This is a genomic window from Microbacterium deminutum (assembly GCF_039530205.1).
Taxonomy (GTDB): Bacteria; Actinomycetota; Actinomycetes; order Actinomycetales; family Microbacteriaceae; genus Microbacterium; species Microbacterium deminutum.
Genome location: NZ_BAAAOG010000005.1, coordinates 24,837 through 41,387, shown reverse-complemented (window position 1 = coordinate 41,387; position 16,551 = coordinate 24,837). Strand labels below are relative to the sequence as shown.

Sequence of the window (16,551 nt, the reverse complement as noted above, 5' to 3'; positions counted from 1 at the left end):
TCGTGGCCGGTGCAGCACGCTCCGCGACTGCACAATGTTCCTGATTCCACCAGCCCCCCTCTCCGGCAGGCGGACTGGCGTTTGCTTGCGTTATGACCCCTCACGGGCACGCCAAGGATGAGCACGTCCGCCACTACGCGGGTCTGGCCGACCGGCTCCGCCCGATGCTCGGCGCACAAGAGCTGCTCGCCGAGCCGGCCCACCGTGGCCACCCGACTGCGCTGGCGACATCCCCACCGCGGCATGAGCTGGCCGGCCTCCTGAAGGTCCTCGACGCAGACGATGCGATCGACGGCCCAGTGGCCGCGAACGACGCGAGGCATCCGTCGCCGACGATGAGTGGAGCACGGTGATGGACAGACTCCATTACGCCGGGCACTCGGTGATCACGGGCACGGCGATCGCGCATGCACTGCTGGGCTATGCCCAGGCACTCGCGCAGGCGAACGGCTCGGCGACCGTGCAGATCCCCACCGTGAACGACGACGGCTCCCCTGGCCGGTCGGAGATGCTCGTCGGCCCATCCAGCCAACTCATCTCCGACGCCGAAGAATCCGAGCATGAAGAAGTCACCGACGAGGTCCTCGTCACCTACCTTCGTGAAGAAGCGGTCACCCTGCGCACACAGGGGATGCCATCCTCTGTCGCTGAGATCCGCAAAGGTCTGCCTGCGCGCGAATGGCCCGACTTCGAACTCTGACGTGACCGGTCGTTTCTCTGCCGTAGAGCTAGTCGTGCTCCCAGCGTCGAGCCTGCAGCATCTGCGTCTTGTCGATGATCGCGAAGGTCGCGTCCACGTCGACAAGCTCGTCCGGATCCCCGGCGGTCGAAGTCACGATCGTGTCGATCCGCCAGCCGACGCGGAATTGCGCACGGGCCACCGCTCCGTCGGAATCGACGAACGGAATCTCCACGACATCCAGCGACTCTGCACGCGCGAGTTCCAGACTGTAGGACATCAGCGCGTCGGCGATTTCCGTCGCCGTGAAGAACGAACCGCCCGCAACATGGATCGTCTTCATTCCTCATCCCCTCACGAGACATTCGTGCCGGGGTCTGGGGCAACCACCCCAGGCTACCCGATGCTTCGCGCTCCGACCAGCGAATGGCAGCAGGGGGGCAGGCCGACGCCCCGGTCAGGGACGCCAGCGACCGGCGCGACGTCGGGTGGTCGGTCGCGACGAGCCCTGCGCAGTGGCCGGGTCTGCACGTCCCGCCCGGCGTTGCAAGCCCGCCGCAATGCGGGATGCAGGTGGCAGAGTGAGGTTCCCGCGAGCGGCAGGACCGCGGCAATGACCCGACCGAACAGAGGAGGCTGAGATGGGCGACAACATGCCAGATGGCACGCATCGTGCAAGCGAGAAGAGTGCGCCGGACGGTCAGATCGAAGAACGTGACTCCGCAGCGGATGCCGGTTCCGAATCGCCCGAGGAAGGCGCCGCAGCGATGACGGCCGCCGACGACGCCCTCACCACCCCCGACAGCGACTGACGCCCGCAGATGTCTGTGAACGTGCGCGTACTTCAGTGTCGGCCTGAAGCGGTATTTCGGGTATTGGCCAACGGCTGGCTCTACCCCTCCTGGGTCGTCGGAGCCACCCGGATGCGGGACGTGGACGTTTCCTGGCCGGAGCCGGGTTCCCAGCTGCGCCACTCTCTGGGCGTCTGGCCGGCGCTGATCAACGATGAAACCCACGCGATCGAGTGGAACCCGCCGCATCGGATGCGCATCCGCCCCACCGGGTGGCCGCTGGGCGAAGCCCTCGTGACGATCGACGTCAAGGCGCGAGCGAGCGGATGCGTCGTCCGCATCCAGGAAGAGGCGGTCGCGGGGCCGGTGCGATGGATCCCCCGGCCACTGATCGACATCCTGCTGTGGTGGAGGAACACGGAGACGCTGCATCGACTCGCCTACCTGGCCGAAGGCATCCCGGAGGACGCGCCGGCCCCTACGACCGCGGAACGTGAGGCCTCCGGCGATCTCGCCGTCGGCTCGCGGGGCATGGTGGCCTGAGGATGCCCGCACGGACGCACCGACCCGCGACCGAGTTCGACGCCGTCGTCGTCGGTGCTGGGCCGAACGGACTCGCTGCGGCCGTCACCCTCGCCCGCGCAGGCCTGACCGTGTGCGTCTTCGAACAATCAGAACGAGCCGGCGGTGGATCGTCGACAGCCGAGCTCACGCTCCCGGGTTTCCGCCACGATGTCTGCTCAGCCGTTCACCCGCTCGCGTTCGAGTCACGATTCTTCCGTGAGTTCGAACTCCGCAGACGAATCGACTTCATCACGCCCGACATCCCCTTCGCCCATCCCCTGGACGGCGGCCGGGCAGGGATCGCCTACCGGGATCTGGCCCGCACGGCGCGCGCGCTCGGCAAAGACGGCAGGGCGTACCGCAGGCTCGTCGGCCCCTTGGCAGCCCGAGCCAGGGAGGTCGCGGACCTCACCGGGTCGTCGTTGCTCCGCTTTCCTCCCCACCCCGTCACTGCCGCCTTGTTTGCTTCGGCGACGCTGGAACAGGGCTCCCCGGTGTGGAACGCCCGCTTTCAGAACGACGCCGCACCCTCGATGCTGACGGGGGTGGCAGCGCACGCCATCCTTCCCCTCCCCAGTCTCGCTGCCGCCGGTGCCGGCCTCGCGCTCACTGCTTACGCACACGCCCAGGGATGGCCGATCCCGGTCGGCGGCAGTCAGTCGATCGCCGACGCGATGACGGCGGACCTGGAGTCACATGGCGGTCGCGTCGTGACGGGCATCCTGATCAACAGCCTCGACGAACTGCCCACATCTCGGGTGACGCTGCTGGACGTCACCCCGCACGCCCTGCTGAGGATCGGTGGCGACCGCTTCCCCACCCGATACGCGCTCGCGGTTCGCAGGTTCCGGTATGGAAGCGCGGTCGCAAAGGTCGACTTCGCCCTCTCCCAGCCGGTGCCATGGCAGCGCCCAGAGCTGCACGACGCCGGAACACTGCATCTGGGAGGTACTCGGCAAGAGATTGCGGTTTCGGAGAGCGAAGTCGCACGGGGTCGCCTCAGTGACTCTCCCTACGTGCTCATCTCGCAGCCGTCTGTGTTCGACAGCACGAGGGCGCCTGAAGGCGCCCACACACTGTGGGCCTACACTCATGTCCCCGCGCTCGATCGCAGCGATCGCCGAGACGTCGTCATCCGCCAGATCGAGCGGTTCGCTCCAGGCTTCCGAGACACGATCCTGGCTACCTCATCCGCCACAGCCATCGACGTGCAGCGCCATAACCCGAACTATCCCGGCGGCGACATCGCCGCCGGAACTCCGAACCTGGCTCAGCTGATCCGGCGTCCCGTTGTCAGCCGCGACCCGTGGCGCACCCCTGCGGCGGGAGTCTATCTGTGCTCGGCATCCACGACGCCAGGACCCGGCGTTCACGGGCTCGCCGGCTGGTTCGCAGCGCTCTCGGCGCTTCGCCACGACTTCGGCAGCCGTGCCCTGCCCGACCTCTCGATCGGCGCCTGATCAGACGCCCGGGCTATCGATCGGGCCGCGGGGCGTAGCCTACTTTGCTCGCCCCGCGCCCGGCCCTGCGAGCATCGCTCCGCCGTCAGCCGGAGGGGTTGTCCACGGGTCGGCCATTCTCGTCCGTGGTGTCGGGCAGTTCGTGGACCTCGCCGGGAGTGGTGTCGGCATCGGGCTGGCCGTGGGTGTTGCGGGGGTCGGCACTCTCTTTCACGATCACGCTCGATTCCCGGCGCGCTGGGCGCCGCTCGACAACCCTACGCGGTGTGCCCCTCGCCTCACGCGGGCTTGACAACACCCGCTCGACCGGCGGTGTCGTGGCGTTGATTGCATGACATGCGACCGGCTCTGACGGATCGGGGTGTCTGATGCCTTGCGCACGCCGCCGGGGTGATCCATGGCCACCGGTGTCGAAGGGAGTGATTCTCGTCGCGGGGCCGGTTATTCGCAACCCCGACCGGGAAGGTCGCGACGCCCTGTTGAGTGACAGCATGATGAAACAGACTCTGCGGTGACCGTATCCGGCTCCCCGCCCCCTCAGCCCGAGCACGGGGTCGCGGGCGAACTCAGGCAGGACCGCTTCGTCGGCACCAAGGACCTGGCGAGCTGGCCGACCCGTTTCGGCCAGCTCCTGGCGAGCCTGGCACGCCCCATCGGCGGTTGGATAGGACCTCACGCCGCTCTGGTGGTGATACTGGTCGTCGGGATGGCGGCGGTCGTCGCCCTGTCAGCGGTCGCCGCGCAGGTATACGACGCGGTGACGGAGGCCGACGGCGTCGCGGGTCTGGATCAGCCGCTGCTCGCGGCGGCGATGAGTGCCCGAGTGCCCTGGCTGAACTACGCCGCCACCGGATTCACCGATGTGGCCGGCGTCATCGTGATGCCGATCGTGGCCGTGGTGGTGATGATGATCCTCGCGCTGCGACGTCGCTCATGGACGCCCGTCATCCTGATCACGGCCGCCGGTGCCGGTTCTCTTCTCATGACGATCGCCGGCAAGCGCCTGATCGGGCGTGCACGGCCGCCGCTCGCGGATGCCATCCCGCCTTACGAGCATTCGGCATCCTTCCCGAGCGGGCACACCCTGAACGCCGTGGTGATCGCGGGAGTCATCGCCTATCTGCTCGTCCTCCGCCAGCGCCACCGAACCAGCAGAGTCGTCACCATCACTGTTGCAGTCGCATTCGCTGTGACGATAGGTGCGACGCGGGTCTATCTCGGCCACCACTGGTTCACCGATGTGCTTGCCGCGGCCTGCCTCGGAGCCGCGTGGCTCGCCCTCGTCATCACCGCTCACCGGCTCTACCTGACAACCCGGAAGTCCCATGCACCGGCCCCCGCGCAGATCACCGACACCGACCGCCCGAAGTCTCGCCAGACCGAATGACAATCTCCGTCGTGATCCCGGTGAAGGACGACGGCGAGGAACTCGCGAGATGCCTGGAGGCGCTGCGTCGGCAATCCCGCCGACCGGACGAGATCATCGTCGTGGACAACAGGTCATCAGATGATTCGGCTGAGGTCGCTGCCGGGGCCGGCGCGACCGTGACGAAGTGCCGCGAGCCCGGCATCCCTGCCGCGAGCTCCCACGGATATGACCTGGCCACCGGCGATCTGATCCTCCGACTGGATGCCGACTGCGTACCCCCACGCTCGTGGGTTGAGGAGGCTGCCGCCGCGTTCGCCCGCCGGCCCGATGTGTCCGCCTTTCTGGGTGACGCGCGGTTCTGCGACGGACCCCAGTCGCTTCGGGCTCCCCTCTCCGTGATCTACCTCGGGGCATACATCGCGGCGACGGCACCCGCCCTCGGCCACCTTCCCCTGTTCGGATCCAACCTCGCGATGCGCCGCGAGGCATGGCAGTCGGTCCGCTCCGCGACGCATCGGCAGGACACCCAGATCCACGACGACCTGGACCTGGCGTTCCACATCGGGGCGGGGCACCGGATCGGATTCCTTCGGGGCACGCCCATGGGTATCTCGATGCGTCCCTTCCGCAGCAAACGCGCGTTCGCGCAACGCGTCTACCGTGGCTTTCGCACGGTCGCGGTGCATTGGCCGCACGACTTCCCGCCACTGCGATGGGGACGCCTGGCACTGGGACGCCGACTCATGTCGCTGCGCACCCGCTCGCAGGCGACCGAGTGATCGCCTTCAGGCGCGGCGCGGGAACGGCCATACGCACGAACTCCGGCAGCCCCGACGGAGGATGAGTTACGGCGTCGGCATCCCGCCGTTGACGTTGAGAGTTTCCCCGAGCACGTAACTCGCCTCCGCCGATGCCAGGAACACGTACGCCGGAGCGAGTTCCGCCGGCTGGCCCATCCGGCCGAGCGGGGTCTGCTCGCCGAAGCGGGCGATCTTGTCCTGCGGTTGGCCGTCCGAGACCTGCAGCGGCGTCCAGACCGGCCCGGGCGCCACAGCATTCACCCGGATGCCCTTCGGCCCGACCTGCTGGGCCAGCGCTTTCGTGAAGGCATTGATGGTGGCCTTCGTCGATGCGTAGTCGACCAGGATGTCGGACGGCGAGTAGGCCTGAATGGATGTCGTGTTGATGATGGCCGAACCTGGCTTCAGGTGCGGGAGGGCAGCCTTGGTGATCCAGAACATCGCATAGACGTTCGTCTTGAACGTGTCGTCGAACTGCTCATCGGTCAGCGTCGTCAGATCCTCGTTGTAGATCTGCTTGCCACCGTTGTTTACCAGGATGTCGATGCCGCCGAGCTCGGCCACAGCCGTCGAGACGAGCTCGCGACAGTAGCCGGCGTCGCGGAGGTCCCCGGGATACGCGACGGCGGTGCGACCCGAGGCCTCGATGAGCCGGACGATGCGTCGGGCGTCTCGCTCTTCACCGGGAAGGTATGAGAGCACGACGTCGGCGCCCTCCCGGGCGAAGGCGATCGCCGTGGCCGCACCGATACCGGAATCGGCACCGGTGATCAGTGCCTTGCGTCCCTTGAGTCGTTCGGTGCCGCGGTAGGTGTCCTCGCCGAGGTCAGCTTTCGGGTCCAGTTTCGTGTCAAGTCCCGGTTCGGGCTGGTGCTGCTTCTCAGGCTCGATGTCACTGTAGAGCTTCGTCGGGTCGCTGAGCGTGTATTGGTCCTTCGGCATGATCAGTCCTTGTGTGAGAGGGTTCCGTCGACATCCCTCGTGGCCGGGGGGTTGTAGGCGCCCTGCGGCAGGCCGACGAGTGCGCGAACGATGGACCGTTCACCGCCCCGCCCCGCATGCGGCAGGGTCACGCGCCGGAGATGTTCTCCTGCGCGGTCTGAGCCTGATCCTTTACTTCTGTCGCGGCCTGTTGCGTGTCGCTCTTGACGGATTCGACGGCGTCAGCGGCAGTGCTCTTCACGGCGGCGACCGCCTCCTGAGCGGGCTCCTTGAGGTGCTGCCCCACGTCCCTTGCGGCATCCGTCACGGCATCGACCACAGGCTGCGCCTGATCCTTCACGTCGGCGGCGATCTCCTTCTCCTTCGTGGAGGCGGGGATCAGCGACGCGAGCAGCAGACCCGCACCGAAGGCGATCAGCCCGACCGCGAGGGGGTTGCCCTGCGCCTTCGCGACCGCTCGATCCTTCATCTCCCCCATCGAGGCTCCTGCGTCGGCCACGGCGGATCCGGTGTCGTCTGCGACGCCCATCACCCGGTCCCGGACCGAGCCGAACGCGTGCTTCACCTTGTCGGCTTGCCGGTCCATCATCTTGGACGGCGATACTTTGTCGGCCAACGCGTCCACGTTGCTGCCCAGTTCTTGACGGGTCCGCTCGATGTCGGCGCGGAGCACGTCGGGTGAGTCGCTCATCGGTTCTCCCTATTTCTTCTCAATGTGTTGGGCATCTCTTTCAGGGTTTCCACGGTCTGCGGGGCGCCCTCGACCCGCGTCAGCCGAGAACGGCCGACCGCGTACAGGATCGCCGCGATCACGAACCACAGCACGGCGACGACCACACCGGACCATCCGCCGCCGATCAGCGTTGCCAATGCCCACCACAAGGCGATCGACAGGAACAGCACCGCCATCCCGGCCGCGTATGCTGCGCCTCCAAGCATGCCGGCGCCCGCTGCAGCCTTCGCGGCGGAGTCCTTCACCTCCGCCTTGGCCAGCGCGATCTCCTGACGGATCAGCGTCGAGAGATCCCTGGTCACCTCTCCGACGAGGTCACCCAGCGAGGTGTTGGCCGCTTTGACTTCAGAAGGCGTCGGATCGGACATCGCCGCCGTCCTCCCGGTTCAGCTGAGCACCCGATCCCGCGGACGACTGCGCGTAGACCCGGGGGTTGTCCATGCTCGGTGGAGTGGTGTACAGCTCCACCGACGGGGGCGACAGTTCCGCGCGCGCGGCCGAGTCGAGCGAACCGCTGCCCGCCGCTGAGGCTGAGCGCTCATCCGACATGTTGGAGGCAAGCGCTCTCGTGAGGCGACCTGTGACGATTCCCAGGATGGCGGCGCCGATGATGAACGTTGCGGGGTTTCGCCGCGCGAACGCCTTCACGTCGTTCAGCACCGAGACCGGGTCCCGATCCGCCAGCCAGCTCGCCGCGCTCGAGAGCCGCGCGGAAGCCTGGCGAAGCAGATCCGTCGCCACCCCCGGGTTCTCCGAATTCGCGGTCATCGAGTCCAGTTCCTGGCTGACCGACCGCAGTCCGGCAGCGGCGCGCTGCTGCTGCGCCTGAGCCTGATCCTTCAACTCTCGTTGCGTCTGTGCATACAGATCCTTCGCCTGATACTTGGCCTCGTGAGCCACCGCGACCGCTTCGCTCTTCGCGGTCTCTGCGACATGACTCGCTTCGCTGACCGCGGTGTCCTTGAGATCTCTCGCTTCGTTCTTTGCCGTCTCCAGCGAGCCGCCCTGGTCCGTCGTGGTGGTGTCGCTGGGCATCGCCGCACCATATCCGTCCGACATGCTGGCCCCTCTCTCGATCACCGGCATCATCGCCGGGCTGACCTCTTTCCTACGCCCGCACGTCACACGGCAACTGGGACTTGCGTAAGCAGCACGCGCGTGCATAATGCGCGACAGCGAAGCGCAGTCGTCAACAGCGGCACTCCGGCCGCCAGACGTCTGACCTGACACTGGCTGAGCCGTTCGCTTGGGCGTACCCTTTCGAGGATCCTGTCCCGGTGGTGATGGATCTCGTCGACCGGGCCGGATCGATGAGAAAGGATCAGTCATGACCATCCCCCCAATGGAGGTCCCGCCGTCTCGCGCCACGAACGCTGCGGTTCCCGTCCCGCCTGGTAGTGACGCGGATCTGTCTGTCGAGCCGGACGATGCGCGGGTGGAGAGCGAGACCACTCCGCCGTCAGGCGACGACAGTTCAACGGCAGACCTCGAAGAGCGCCCCGACCGATAAACGAGGTCAGCAGTCAAGGTCCCGGCCTTCGTTGGCGGCGTCACGCCTCGGGCCTTTCCGCTCTCGATCTCACCGCGTTCCGGTACCTGCTGCAAGGCGCCCGCGACGGCTGCGATCTGAGCCCGAAGGACGTGATCGTGATGCTGGACACCTCCAGCGCAAACGTCACCGACATCATCGAGCAGCTCGTCGACGCCCTCGACGCGCTCGACGCGCAGTCGGCAGGCCGGCCACCGACGAACAGAGGCGGACGAAGCGCCGTCGGATGGGCCCATCCGACGGCGCTTCGTCAATCCTCGCTCGGGGTCGTCAGCGGAGCGATTTGATGGGCCAGACCGCGAACGCGCCGAGGATGCCGAGGATGATGGCGACCGGGAACAGGCCGGCGTAGCCGACCGTGAGCACGATGATGCCGGCGACGGCCGGGGCGATCGTCTGCGGGAGGGTGGCGGCGATGTTCACGACGCCGAGGTCCTTGGCGAACGACTTGGCCGACGGCAGCACCTCGCTCATGATGGCCGTGTCGACGGCCTGGAACATGCCGAATCCGAACCCGGCGATGGCCGTCATGATGATCCATGCGGTGACGTCCTGCCACATCCACGGCAGCAGGAAGCCGAGCGCGACCACGGCGGCCGACGCGAACACGAACGGCTTGCGGCGTCCGAACCGGTCGGAGAGTGGGCCCGAGATGACCGTCGAGATGATGATTCCGACGAGGTTGATCAGGCTGAGCACCGGGATGACCGTCTCGGGGTGCTCCACGTGGAAGTAGTCGGTCAGGAGGAAGAGCTGGTACCCGCTCACGACGAAGTAGCCCGTGTACAGCAGCAGGCGGCCCGTGAAGGCCCAGAAGAAGTCGGGGTACTTGATCGGGTTGACCCAGAACGTCTTGAGGAAGTCGAGGAACTTGAACGGCTCGATCTCGATGTCGCGGCTCGAGTAGTCGGGGTTGATCACGACGAACAGGCCGAGCAGCACCACCGACGTGACTGCGAAGGTGATGTACCCCGCGGCGATGTTGTGGAAGAACATCGAGCCGAGGATGGAGCCGCCCAGCGCGCCCAGCATGGTGCCGATGCCGGTCAGGGCCGAGAAGGTGCCTCGACGCTTGGTCGGCACGCGGTCGGGCATCACGGCGCTCAGCGGACCCTGCGCGAAGTTGTAGCAGACCTGCATGAGCGTCGCCGCGACCACGAGACCGACGAACGAGGTCGCGAAGGCCATGCCGACCAGCGAGAGCGCGCCGGCGAAGGCGCCGATCATGATCCAGGGGGCGCGGCGACCGAAGCGGGAACGGGTCCGGTCGGAGACCTGGCCGGCGACAGGCTGCGCGATCATCGCAGCGAAGGCGCCGATCGTCGAGGCGATCGCGAGGTTGGCGACCTTGTCGGCATCGCCGAACTCCGCGGTGATCTGCTGCGGCAGGAGGAGGAAGAGCGACGAGCCCCAGATCGAGAAGATCCCGAAGTTGGCCGGGATGATCCAGAACATGAGCCGGCGCAGACCCTTGATGGGCGGCGGCGGGTCGTCGTGGCCGCCCGCGTGCGCGACGAATGTGTTCTCTGTGATCGGCTCGAGGTCGTCCGCCTCGGCGGGCGCGACGGAGTCAGGTGTGGTGGTCATGTCGTTCCAGGTGGGTCGAGGCGGCACCTCGACCTCGAGGCGCAGCCGTGTTTCGGGCGGGTGTGAGGGTGGTTGGTCAGGTGAGCGGAAGGGGGGCGGTCGCGGATGCCGGGTCGCCCGAGTGGGATGCGGCCTCGAGGGTCGCCGTGGCTGCGGCGGGCACGAAGCCACCGGCGGTCCACCTGTGCAGCGGACGGACGGAGCCTGTAACCACGATCTCGACGGTCTCGCCGGCCTCCAGCTCGGCGGGCGAGAAGCCCAGCAGCACCCGGGCGGGGAAGTCCTCGGCGTCCACCGTTCCGTAGAGCTGGACGACGTGACGGCCGGCGCGCCGGCCCGTATTCGTCACGCGCACGGTCGCGTCGAAGGATTCCCCCTCGATCGCGGAGACGGTGACCGAGTCCATCCGGAACGACGTGTAGGAGAGTCCGAAGCCCAGCGGGAACGCGGCGGCGTGCCCATCGCGATCGAGAAGTCGCTGACCGAACCAGCGATCGTAGACGATGCTCGTCGCGTCGCGGTCGAAGAAGGGGAGGTGGTCTTCGCTCGTGGGAATCGAGTACGGCAGGCGTCCGGACGCATCCGTGCTCCCGAGCAGCACGTCGGCGAGAGCGTGGCCTCCCTCCGCTCCGCTGTACCAGCCCACGACGAGCGCGGGGACCTCGTGCCGCCACTCCTCCATGACCACGGCACCGGCCGTCACGACGACGACGATCGTGCGCGGGTTGACGGCTGCGGTGGCTTTGACGATCTCGACGTCGACGGGCCTCAACCGCAGGCTCTCCCGGTCTCCACCCATCGCACCGCCCATCGCGCCCGCGGCCTGCGAAAGGTCGAACGCCGGTGCGCCTTCGGGAACCGGCGGGAACAGCGAGAGCAGGGCTGGGTCGGCCATCGAGTCCGCGCCGAGGTACTCGCCTTCGTCTTCGGCGGTGTACCCGACCACCACGATCGCCACATCGGCGGATGCCGCGGCTGCGGCTGCGGCATCCGGATCATCGTCCGTGACGCTCGTGATACGGGCATCCGGGAGCGCGGCGGTGAATCCCTCGAGAGCCGTGACGACGTGCGGCGAGCGCACGTCGGACGAGCCGTGGTCACCGGTGTTGGGCAGGTCGGCGAGGCGCCCGATGAGCGCGACCGACGTGAGCGACTCGGCTGACAGCGGGAGCACGGGGGCACCCGCGACGGGCTCGTTCTGCAGCAGCACGATGGATGCACGCGAAGCCTCCCGCGCGAGAGCGCGGTGCTCGTCGCTGAACACGACGTCGAGACCCGGTTCGGCTTCGAGCGTCCGGGCGTGGTGCGCGAGCTGTGTGCGCAGGATGCGGCGCGCGGCGCGGTCGACGTGCTCCCAGCTGACGCGGCTCGATGCGAGCTCGGCGGGCAGGTGCTGTGCGCGCTGCTGACGGAAGGGCTCCTCGACGTCGAGACCAGCGCTGAGGGAGCGGCCCGGATCGCGCAAGCCGAAGATGAAGTCCGAGACGGTGACGCCCTCGAAGCCCCACTGGCCGCGCAGGATGTCCTCCATGAGCATCTCGTTCTGACCGGCCCACTCCCCGTTGACGGAGTTGTACGACGTCATGATGCCGTCGACGCCCTCCGCCACCACGCGGCGGAAGTGAGGCAGGAAGACCTCGTGAAGAGTCGCGTCGTCGGCGCTCACGTCGACGGTGAAACGGGCATTCTCCATCGAGTTGAGCGCGTAGTGCTTCGCGACGGCCATGGCATTGCGATGGATGCCGCGCACGAGCGCCGCGCCGAACTCTCCGAGCAAGTACGGGTCTTCGCCGTACGTCTCCTGCGCCCGACCCCAGGCGGGGTGGCGCGGAAGGTTGATGCAGACACCGCCGAAGAAGTTCGCGCCGTGCGCGCGCAGCTCGCGGCCGATCACGACGCCGATGCGCTCCTCGAGGTCGACGTCCCACGTCGCCCCGCGGGCCATCGCCACCGGAAACGCCGTCGATGCTCCTACGACCGCGCCACGCGGGCCGTCGCTGAAGCGCAGACCGGGAATCCCGAGGCGGTCGATGCGACCCATCTCGATCGGTCGGAGGTTGTATCCCTCCTGCATCATCGAGCCCATGCCCGGCCAGAAGTCGGCATCGCCGTCGAGCAGCCACAGCTTCTCGTGGTCGGTCAGCTGCGAGAGCAGCCACTCGGCTTGCGCAGCGAGATCGCCGCCATCGACGATCCGGCCCACCGCGGTGGCGAACGTCTCCGATTCGATTGACGTCTTCATCGACATTGATCCTCGTCCTTACCTACATCGGCGTCGGTAAGGGATGATAGGCAGAAGCGGCAAAGCTTTGCAAGTCGAATGGGAGGATGCCGGAATGACCGCCAAGACGCGTCAGCGGATGATGCCCGAGCACCGCCGAGCGCAATTGATCGCCGAGGCGACGCGCCTGATCTCCGAGGTCGGCTTCCGGCAGTTCACGATCGCCGAGCTCGCCCGTGCGTGCGGGATCACACGCGCCGGCGTGCTGCATCATTTCGCCTCGAAGGAAGAGCTGCTGCTCGCCGTGCTGTCCGCCCGCGACCTGAACGATGCGGAGGCGGTCATGGCCGACATCGACATCCATCGCGGCGACGTCCGCCGGATGCTCGATCTGATCGTCCGCCGGAACATGTCGCAGCCCGAGATCATCCGGCTGTATGCCGTGCTGTCCGCGGAGGCGCTCGACGCCGACCACCCCGCCCACCGTTACTTCATCGATCGCTGGGAGCGCACGATCGGCTGGCTGGCCGCGACCCTCGAGGGGCTGGGCCGACCCGGCCGTGACGTCGCCGTCGAGGTCCACTCCTTCATGGACGGCCTGCAGCTCAACTGGCTGCGTGACCCCGCGATCGACTTCACCGGACAGTGGGCCGCGTTCGCCGACGACCTGTTCGCCCACCACCCGGGCCATACGGCCGATTTGCGTCGCATTCGAGAGGAACTTAGGATCGCCCTACCTACGCTGGTGTAGGTAAGTCGTCGCGTCCGATGCGACGGGAAGGACAGCGATCGTGGGAAGCATCGACCACACCGAGTTGGGGTACGGCCCGGCCACCTCCTCGATCAACCCGATCCTGCCGAGCTGCGAGTACATCCCGGATGCCGAGCCGAAGCTGTTCGGCGACCGCGTCTACCTCTACGGATCGCACGATCTCGCCGGCACCGGCAGCATGTGCGAAGGCGACTACGTCACGTGGTCGGCATCCGTCCGCGACCTCACCTCCTGGCGGTACGAAGGCGTCATCTTCCGCCGCGAGCAGGATCCCTTCCTCGCCGCGCAGCTCGCGAGCGGCACCGCGGACCCGCTGCTGCACAACCTGTTCGCCCCCGACGTCGCCGAGGTCGCAGGCAGGTACTACCTTTACTACGGCGTGGGGCTGTCGGCATCCGGAATCGGCGTCGCCGTCGCGGACTCCCCCGCGGGCCCGTTCGAGTACCTCGGCCGCGTCCGCTACCCCGACAGCGAGAAGCCCGCCGGCTGGATCGACGACCACGACGGCATCGATGACGGTGACATGGCCTTCGGCGGCGGGGTCGCCGTCATCGAGCGTCCGGCCGGCAAGCGGATGCGCATCCACCTCGGCAACGCGAAGCGGTTCACCTACGACCCCTCGGTGATCTGCGACAGGGGTCGTGTCTTCCTCTACTACGGTCTCGCGGCCTGCCGCGTGGTCGAGCTCGACCCTGCGGACATGCGGACGGTGATCCTGGATGCCGCCACCGGCGAGTTCGAGTCGGAAGTGCTGGTGCCGAGCCTGATGGTGCCCGGCACCTGGCCCGGACTTATCCGGACGCGTGGTATGGGAATGGCCAACGGCCCGAGCATCCGCAAGATCGACGGCCGGTATGTGCTGGTCTACTACGCGGTCGGACCTCGGGCGACGAACGCGATGTGCTACGCCACCGCGACCGACCCGCGCGGACCATTCGAGTACGGCGGCATCCTCGTCTCGCTCGGCAACGTGCGGCACAACGGCCAGAAGCGTCCGACCGACAAGGTGGGGAACACGCACGGCGGCATGATCGAGGTCGACGGCACGTGGTACCTGCTGTACCACCGCCAGACCGGACGCACGCAGGGCAGTCGCCAGGCCACCGCGGTCGCGCTCACTCGCACCGGAGACGGCGGGTTCGCGCACGCCGAGTATACGAGCCTCGGATTCTCGAAGGACGCGCTGCCCGCGTACCGCCGCTGGCCCGCGGCCATGGCGTGCGTCCTGACGGATGCGAGGGGTCGTCGCTCTGCGCGCAGATCCGCCCCCGTCATAACACCTGTCGAGGGTGCAGACGGTTTCCTCGACGACCACTCTGGGCGCCGCATCGCCCAGGCCGTCACGAACCTCACGACCGGCGCAGTCGTCGGCGTGAAGTATCTGGACTTCGGCCCGGACGCCGACTCGGCCACCGCTGCTGTCACGATGCGCGGAACTCGAGCGGGCCGTGTCGAAGTCCACCTTGACGAAGCCGACGGCCCATTGATCGCCGACATCGCACTGACGGTCGCGTCTTCGGACGCACCGACAACGTCCTCAGCCCGGACCGGACCCGTCTCCGGGCGTCACGCCGTCTATTTCGTCTTCCAAGGAACCGACGTCTCGTGCCAATTCATCGAGTTCGCCTTCAACCGGTCGTCGACCGACTGAGTCCTTCAGTCCGCACCCGTTGCATGCGCCCCGTCGGGCAGCGGTGAAGGCGTCTATCCGTCGACGTACCTGCAGGGCACCCGGACGGTCCAGGTGAGGGTTTCGCGCAGAGTCGCGGCGGGATGTCCGCGGGAATCGCACTGCGTATCGGCGGTTGCGATCTGCGGCGCCCACGCGGGTCCGGCGCCGCGTCGGTTGAGCGGCTCGGATGCCTGGACCATCAACGAGATCACCAGCACGACCATGAGGCCGCGGGCCGCGATCCGGCGTCCGGTCGCCGGATGTCGCATCAACGCGTCCGCGGCGACTCCCACCTGCGCCAGCAGCATCATCGCGGGCACGACGCCGTATCGGCTGAGCCACACGTGCGTGAGTTCCAACGGCGACATCGCCGCGTAGTCGTACCAGGGAGCGGGGTCGACCATCACCCCCGCGCACCACACCACGATCGATCCGATCAGCAGGATCGATGACAGGATCTGCTGGCGGCGAGTTCCGACGCACCAGATGATCGCCATGGCCGACAGCGGGATCAGCAGACAGAGGAACACCCCGGGAAGGGCGGCCGACAGCGCCCGACCGAGTTCGGGTATCGGGATCCACGATGACGCCACGGCGTTGATCGCCCATCCCTCGGCCAGCGACAGCGCGCTCACCGCGCCGCGCCCACCCCAGGCTCGCGGAGCGAGCAGCTGGGCGGTGATCTGCGCCATCGCGCCCACGACGAGAGCAGCCTTGATCGGCCATGTGCGCCTGTCGCGGCGGTTCCACAACAGCAGGGGAAGCAGGAAGACGACCTGGATGTCGGTGAGCGCTGCGAGCAAAGTGAATGCCGCGCCCGCCATCTGCCCGGTGCGAGTGTGAGGGGTGGCAAGCACCACCCACAAGACGCCCCAGAACAGGATCGAGTGCAGGTTCGCGGCGTTGCCGAGAACCTCGCGGGATGCCAGTGGCGTCAGGACGGTGAGCGCGCTGACAGCGAGCCGCGCGGGCATCCAGGACAGGAACTCCCGACTGCTCATGTAGACGGCCGTCGCCACGCATCCGGCGATGATGCAGCTGAGCGCCGTCATCGAGTCGGCCCACCACTGGACCGGCACCAGATCCACGGTGAGGATCGCCTCGATCCGCGGCACCAGATGCAGATACCCCGCATACGGTCGCAGCAGTGTCGTCCACTGGGGATCGGATGCGGCGCGCTGAAGGAACTCTCGCCCGTCTTCCGCCCACAGGGTGTCGCGCGCTGTCGGCGTGAGCCGAAGCCACGCGACGATGGCGGTGAGCGCGGCCATCGTGACGAGAGACACCGCCCTGCCCAGCCCCGGCACCGACACGACGCGACTCGGAAGGGGTCGCGTCACGACGAAGGCGGTCCCGACATCTGCGGTCATCGCCGTACCCTGCCACCGATCGGCATAGGCCCATTGAGCACT

General features: G+C 67.5%; 20 protein-coding genes. 10 read left to right on the top strand and 10 right to left on the bottom strand.

Annotated elements, in window-relative coordinates:
- The first annotated feature begins 92 nt into the window (after nucleotides 1–92).
- Both ABD212_RS13145 and ABD212_RS13140 read left to right on the top strand, forming a co-directional pair.
- Nucleotides 93–353 carry an HAD family hydrolase gene (locus tag ABD212_RS13145; RefSeq protein ID WP_344095345.1) on the top strand — a complete coding sequence of 87 codons (261 nt, stop codon included), beginning with the start codon at nucleotides 93–95 and terminating at the stop codon, nucleotides 351–353.
- Nucleotides 353–700, top strand: a complete 348-nt coding sequence (locus ABD212_RS13140) for a hypothetical protein (protein WP_344095343.1) — start codon at nucleotides 353–355, stop codon at nucleotides 698–700. The genes ABD212_RS13145 and ABD212_RS13140 overlap by 1 nt, the downstream gene beginning before the upstream one ends.
- Before the next feature lie 28 nt (nucleotides 701–728).
- Here the strand turns inward: ABD212_RS13140 and ABD212_RS13135 are convergent, their stop codons facing one another.
- The gene (locus ABD212_RS13135) at nucleotides 729–1,022 is read right to left on the bottom strand and encodes a hypothetical protein (RefSeq protein WP_344095341.1); all 294 of its coding nucleotides are present in this window, start codon (nucleotides 1,020–1,022) and stop codon (nucleotides 729–731) included.
- Between the two features lie 298 nt (nucleotides 1,023–1,320).
- On the opposite strand from ABD212_RS13135, the gene ABD212_RS13130 reads away from it, so the two are divergent.
- Genes ABD212_RS13130 through ABD212_RS13120 form a run of 3 tightly spaced genes read left to right on the top strand, consistent with a single transcriptional unit; the run spans nucleotide 1,321 to nucleotide 3,494 of the window.
- Nucleotides 1,321–1,491 carry a hypothetical protein gene (locus ABD212_RS13130; RefSeq protein WP_344095340.1) on the top strand — a complete coding sequence of 57 codons (171 nt, stop codon included), beginning with the start codon at nucleotides 1,321–1,323 and terminating at the stop codon, nucleotides 1,489–1,491.
- Between the two features lie 9 nt (nucleotides 1,492–1,500).
- Complete coding sequence (locus tag ABD212_RS13125; protein WP_344095338.1) at nucleotides 1,501–2,013, top strand: SRPBCC family protein; 513 nt, start codon at nucleotides 1,501–1,503, stop codon at nucleotides 2,011–2,013.
- Nucleotides 2,014–2,015: 2 nt separating this feature from the next.
- Nucleotides 2,016–3,494, top strand: a complete 1,479-nt coding sequence (locus ABD212_RS13120) for a phytoene desaturase family protein (protein ID WP_344095336.1) — start codon at nucleotides 2,016–2,018, stop codon at nucleotides 3,492–3,494.
- An 85-nt stretch (nucleotides 3,495–3,579) separates the two neighbouring features.
- Here ABD212_RS13120 and ABD212_RS13115 read toward each other — a convergent pair whose 3' ends face one another.
- A complete protein-coding gene (locus tag ABD212_RS13115) occupies nucleotides 3,580–3,708 on the bottom strand; it encodes a hypothetical protein (protein WP_344095334.1) in 129 nt (42 codons plus the stop codon).
- 297 nt (nucleotides 3,709–4,005) lie between these two features.
- Between ABD212_RS13115 and ABD212_RS13110 the strand changes: the two genes are divergently transcribed.
- Together ABD212_RS13110 and ABD212_RS13105 are read left to right on the top strand one after the other, a co-directional pair.
- Complete coding sequence (locus tag ABD212_RS13110; RefSeq protein WP_344095332.1) at nucleotides 4,006–4,881, top strand: phosphatase PAP2 family protein; 876 nt, start codon at nucleotides 4,006–4,008, stop codon at nucleotides 4,879–4,881.
- A complete protein-coding gene (locus ABD212_RS13105; RefSeq protein ID WP_344095330.1) occupies nucleotides 4,878–5,642 on the top strand; it encodes a glycosyltransferase family 2 protein in 765 nt (254 codons plus the stop codon). The genes ABD212_RS13110 and ABD212_RS13105 overlap by 4 nt, the downstream gene beginning before the upstream one ends.
- Nucleotides 5,643–5,708: 66 nt before the next feature.
- Here ABD212_RS13105 and ABD212_RS13100 read toward each other — a convergent pair whose 3' ends face one another.
- Genes ABD212_RS13100 through ABD212_RS13080 form a run of 5 tightly spaced genes read right to left on the bottom strand, consistent with a single transcriptional unit; the run spans nucleotide 5,709 to nucleotide 8,373 of the window.
- Nucleotides 5,709–6,605, bottom strand: a complete 897-nt coding sequence (locus ABD212_RS13100) for an SDR family oxidoreductase (protein ID WP_344095328.1) — start codon at nucleotides 6,603–6,605, stop codon at nucleotides 5,709–5,711.
- Nucleotides 6,606–6,607: 2 nt separating this feature from the next.
- Nucleotides 6,608–6,736 (bottom strand): hypothetical protein, encoded by a 129-nt coding sequence (locus tag ABD212_RS13095; protein ID WP_344095326.1) that lies wholly within the window; start codon nucleotides 6,734–6,736, stop codon nucleotides 6,608–6,610.
- A complete protein-coding gene (locus ABD212_RS13090) occupies nucleotides 6,733–7,296 on the bottom strand; it encodes a DUF3618 domain-containing protein (RefSeq protein ID WP_344095324.1) in 564 nt (187 codons plus the stop codon). Before ABD212_RS13090 ends, ABD212_RS13095 begins: the two co-directional genes overlap by 4 nt.
- Nucleotides 7,293–7,706 carry a phage holin family protein gene (locus tag ABD212_RS13085; RefSeq protein ID WP_344095322.1) on the bottom strand — a complete coding sequence of 138 codons (414 nt, stop codon included), beginning with the start codon at nucleotides 7,704–7,706 and terminating at the stop codon, nucleotides 7,293–7,295. The genes ABD212_RS13090 and ABD212_RS13085 overlap by 4 nt, the downstream gene beginning before the upstream one ends.
- Nucleotides 7,684–8,373 carry a hypothetical protein gene (locus ABD212_RS13080; RefSeq protein WP_344095320.1) on the bottom strand — a complete coding sequence of 230 codons (690 nt, stop codon included), beginning with the start codon at nucleotides 8,371–8,373 and terminating at the stop codon, nucleotides 7,684–7,686. The genes ABD212_RS13085 and ABD212_RS13080 overlap by 23 nt, the downstream gene beginning before the upstream one ends.
- 612 nt (nucleotides 8,374–8,985) lie before the next feature.
- On the opposite strand from ABD212_RS13080, the gene ABD212_RS13075 reads away from it, so the two are divergent.
- Entirely contained in the window at nucleotides 8,986–9,174 is a 189-nt protein-coding gene (locus ABD212_RS13075) for a hypothetical protein (protein WP_344095318.1), read from the top strand.
- Here ABD212_RS13075 and ABD212_RS13070 read toward each other — a convergent pair.
- Both ABD212_RS13070 and ABD212_RS13065 read right to left on the bottom strand, forming a co-directional pair.
- A complete protein-coding gene (locus tag ABD212_RS13070; protein ID WP_344095317.1) occupies nucleotides 9,158–10,474 on the bottom strand; it encodes an MFS transporter in 1,317 nt (438 codons plus the stop codon). The genes ABD212_RS13075 and ABD212_RS13070 overlap by 17 nt on opposite strands.
- A 76-nt stretch (nucleotides 10,475–10,550) precedes the next feature.
- Complete coding sequence (locus ABD212_RS13065; RefSeq protein ID WP_344095315.1) at nucleotides 10,551–12,716, bottom strand: glycoside hydrolase family 3 protein; 2,166 nt, start codon at nucleotides 12,714–12,716, stop codon at nucleotides 10,551–10,553.
- A gap of 94 nt (nucleotides 12,717–12,810) precedes the next feature.
- On the opposite strand from ABD212_RS13065, the gene ABD212_RS13060 reads away from it, so the two are divergent.
- Both ABD212_RS13060 and ABD212_RS13055 read left to right on the top strand, forming a co-directional pair.
- Nucleotides 12,811–13,446, top strand: coding sequence for a TetR/AcrR family transcriptional regulator (locus tag ABD212_RS13060; RefSeq protein ID WP_344095313.1), 636 nt, complete (start codon nucleotides 12,811–12,813; stop codon nucleotides 13,444–13,446).
- Nucleotides 13,447–13,486: 40 nt separating this feature from the next.
- Nucleotides 13,487–15,118 carry a family 43 glycosylhydrolase gene (locus ABD212_RS13055; RefSeq protein WP_344095311.1) on the top strand — a complete coding sequence of 544 codons (1,632 nt, stop codon included), beginning with the start codon at nucleotides 13,487–13,489 and terminating at the stop codon, nucleotides 15,116–15,118.
- Between the two features lie 53 nt (nucleotides 15,119–15,171).
- Here the strand turns inward: ABD212_RS13055 and ABD212_RS13050 are convergent, their stop codons facing one another.
- Nucleotides 15,172–16,509, bottom strand: a complete 1,338-nt coding sequence (locus tag ABD212_RS13050; RefSeq protein ID WP_344095309.1) for a hypothetical protein — start codon at nucleotides 16,507–16,509, stop codon at nucleotides 15,172–15,174.
- Nucleotides 16,510–16,551 lie beyond the last annotated feature (42 nt).

Bases quoted from the DNA above. Each gene is read 5' to 3' on its own strand.
- ABD212_RS13145 (WP_344095345.1), top strand. From the start codon at position 93: ATGACCCCTCACGGGCACGCCAAGGATGAGCACGTCCGCCACTACGCG.
- ABD212_RS13140 (WP_344095343.1), top strand. From the start codon at position 353: ATGGACAGACTCCATTACGCCGGGCACTCGGTGATCACGGGCACGGCG.
- ABD212_RS13135 (WP_344095341.1), bottom strand. From the start codon at position 1,022: ATGAAGACGATCCATGTTGCGGGCGGTTCGTTCTTCACGGCGACGGAA.
- ABD212_RS13130 (WP_344095340.1), top strand. From the start codon at position 1,321: ATGGGCGACAACATGCCAGATGGCACGCATCGTGCAAGCGAGAAGAGT.
- ABD212_RS13125 (WP_344095338.1), top strand. From the start codon at position 1,501: ATGTCTGTGAACGTGCGCGTACTTCAGTGTCGGCCTGAAGCGGTATTT.
- ABD212_RS13120 (WP_344095336.1), top strand. From the start codon at position 2,016: ATGCCCGCACGGACGCACCGACCCGCGACCGAGTTCGACGCCGTCGTC.
- ABD212_RS13105 (WP_344095330.1), top strand. From the start codon at position 4,878: ATGACAATCTCCGTCGTGATCCCGGTGAAGGACGACGGCGAGGAACTC.
- ABD212_RS13100 (WP_344095328.1), bottom strand. From the start codon at position 6,605: ATGCCGAAGGACCAATACACGCTCAGCGACCCGACGAAGCTCTACAGT.
- ABD212_RS13090 (WP_344095324.1), bottom strand. From the start codon at position 7,296: ATGAGCGACTCACCCGACGTGCTCCGCGCCGACATCGAGCGGACCCGT.
- ABD212_RS13085 (WP_344095322.1), bottom strand. From the start codon at position 7,706: ATGTCCGATCCGACGCCTTCTGAAGTCAAAGCGGCCAACACCTCGCTG.
- ABD212_RS13080 (WP_344095320.1), bottom strand. From the start codon at position 8,373: ATGCCCAGCGACACCACCACGACGGACCAGGGCGGCTCGCTGGAGACG.
- ABD212_RS13070 (WP_344095317.1), bottom strand. From the start codon at position 10,474: ATGACCACCACACCTGACTCCGTCGCGCCCGCCGAGGCGGACGACCTC.
- ABD212_RS13065 (WP_344095315.1), bottom strand. From the start codon at position 12,716: ATGAAGACGTCAATCGAATCGGAGACGTTCGCCACCGCGGTGGGCCGG.
- ABD212_RS13060 (WP_344095313.1), top strand. From the start codon at position 12,811: ATGACCGCCAAGACGCGTCAGCGGATGATGCCCGAGCACCGCCGAGCG.
- ABD212_RS13050 (WP_344095309.1), bottom strand. From the start codon at position 16,509: ATGACCGCAGATGTCGGGACCGCCTTCGTCGTGACGCGACCCCTTCCG.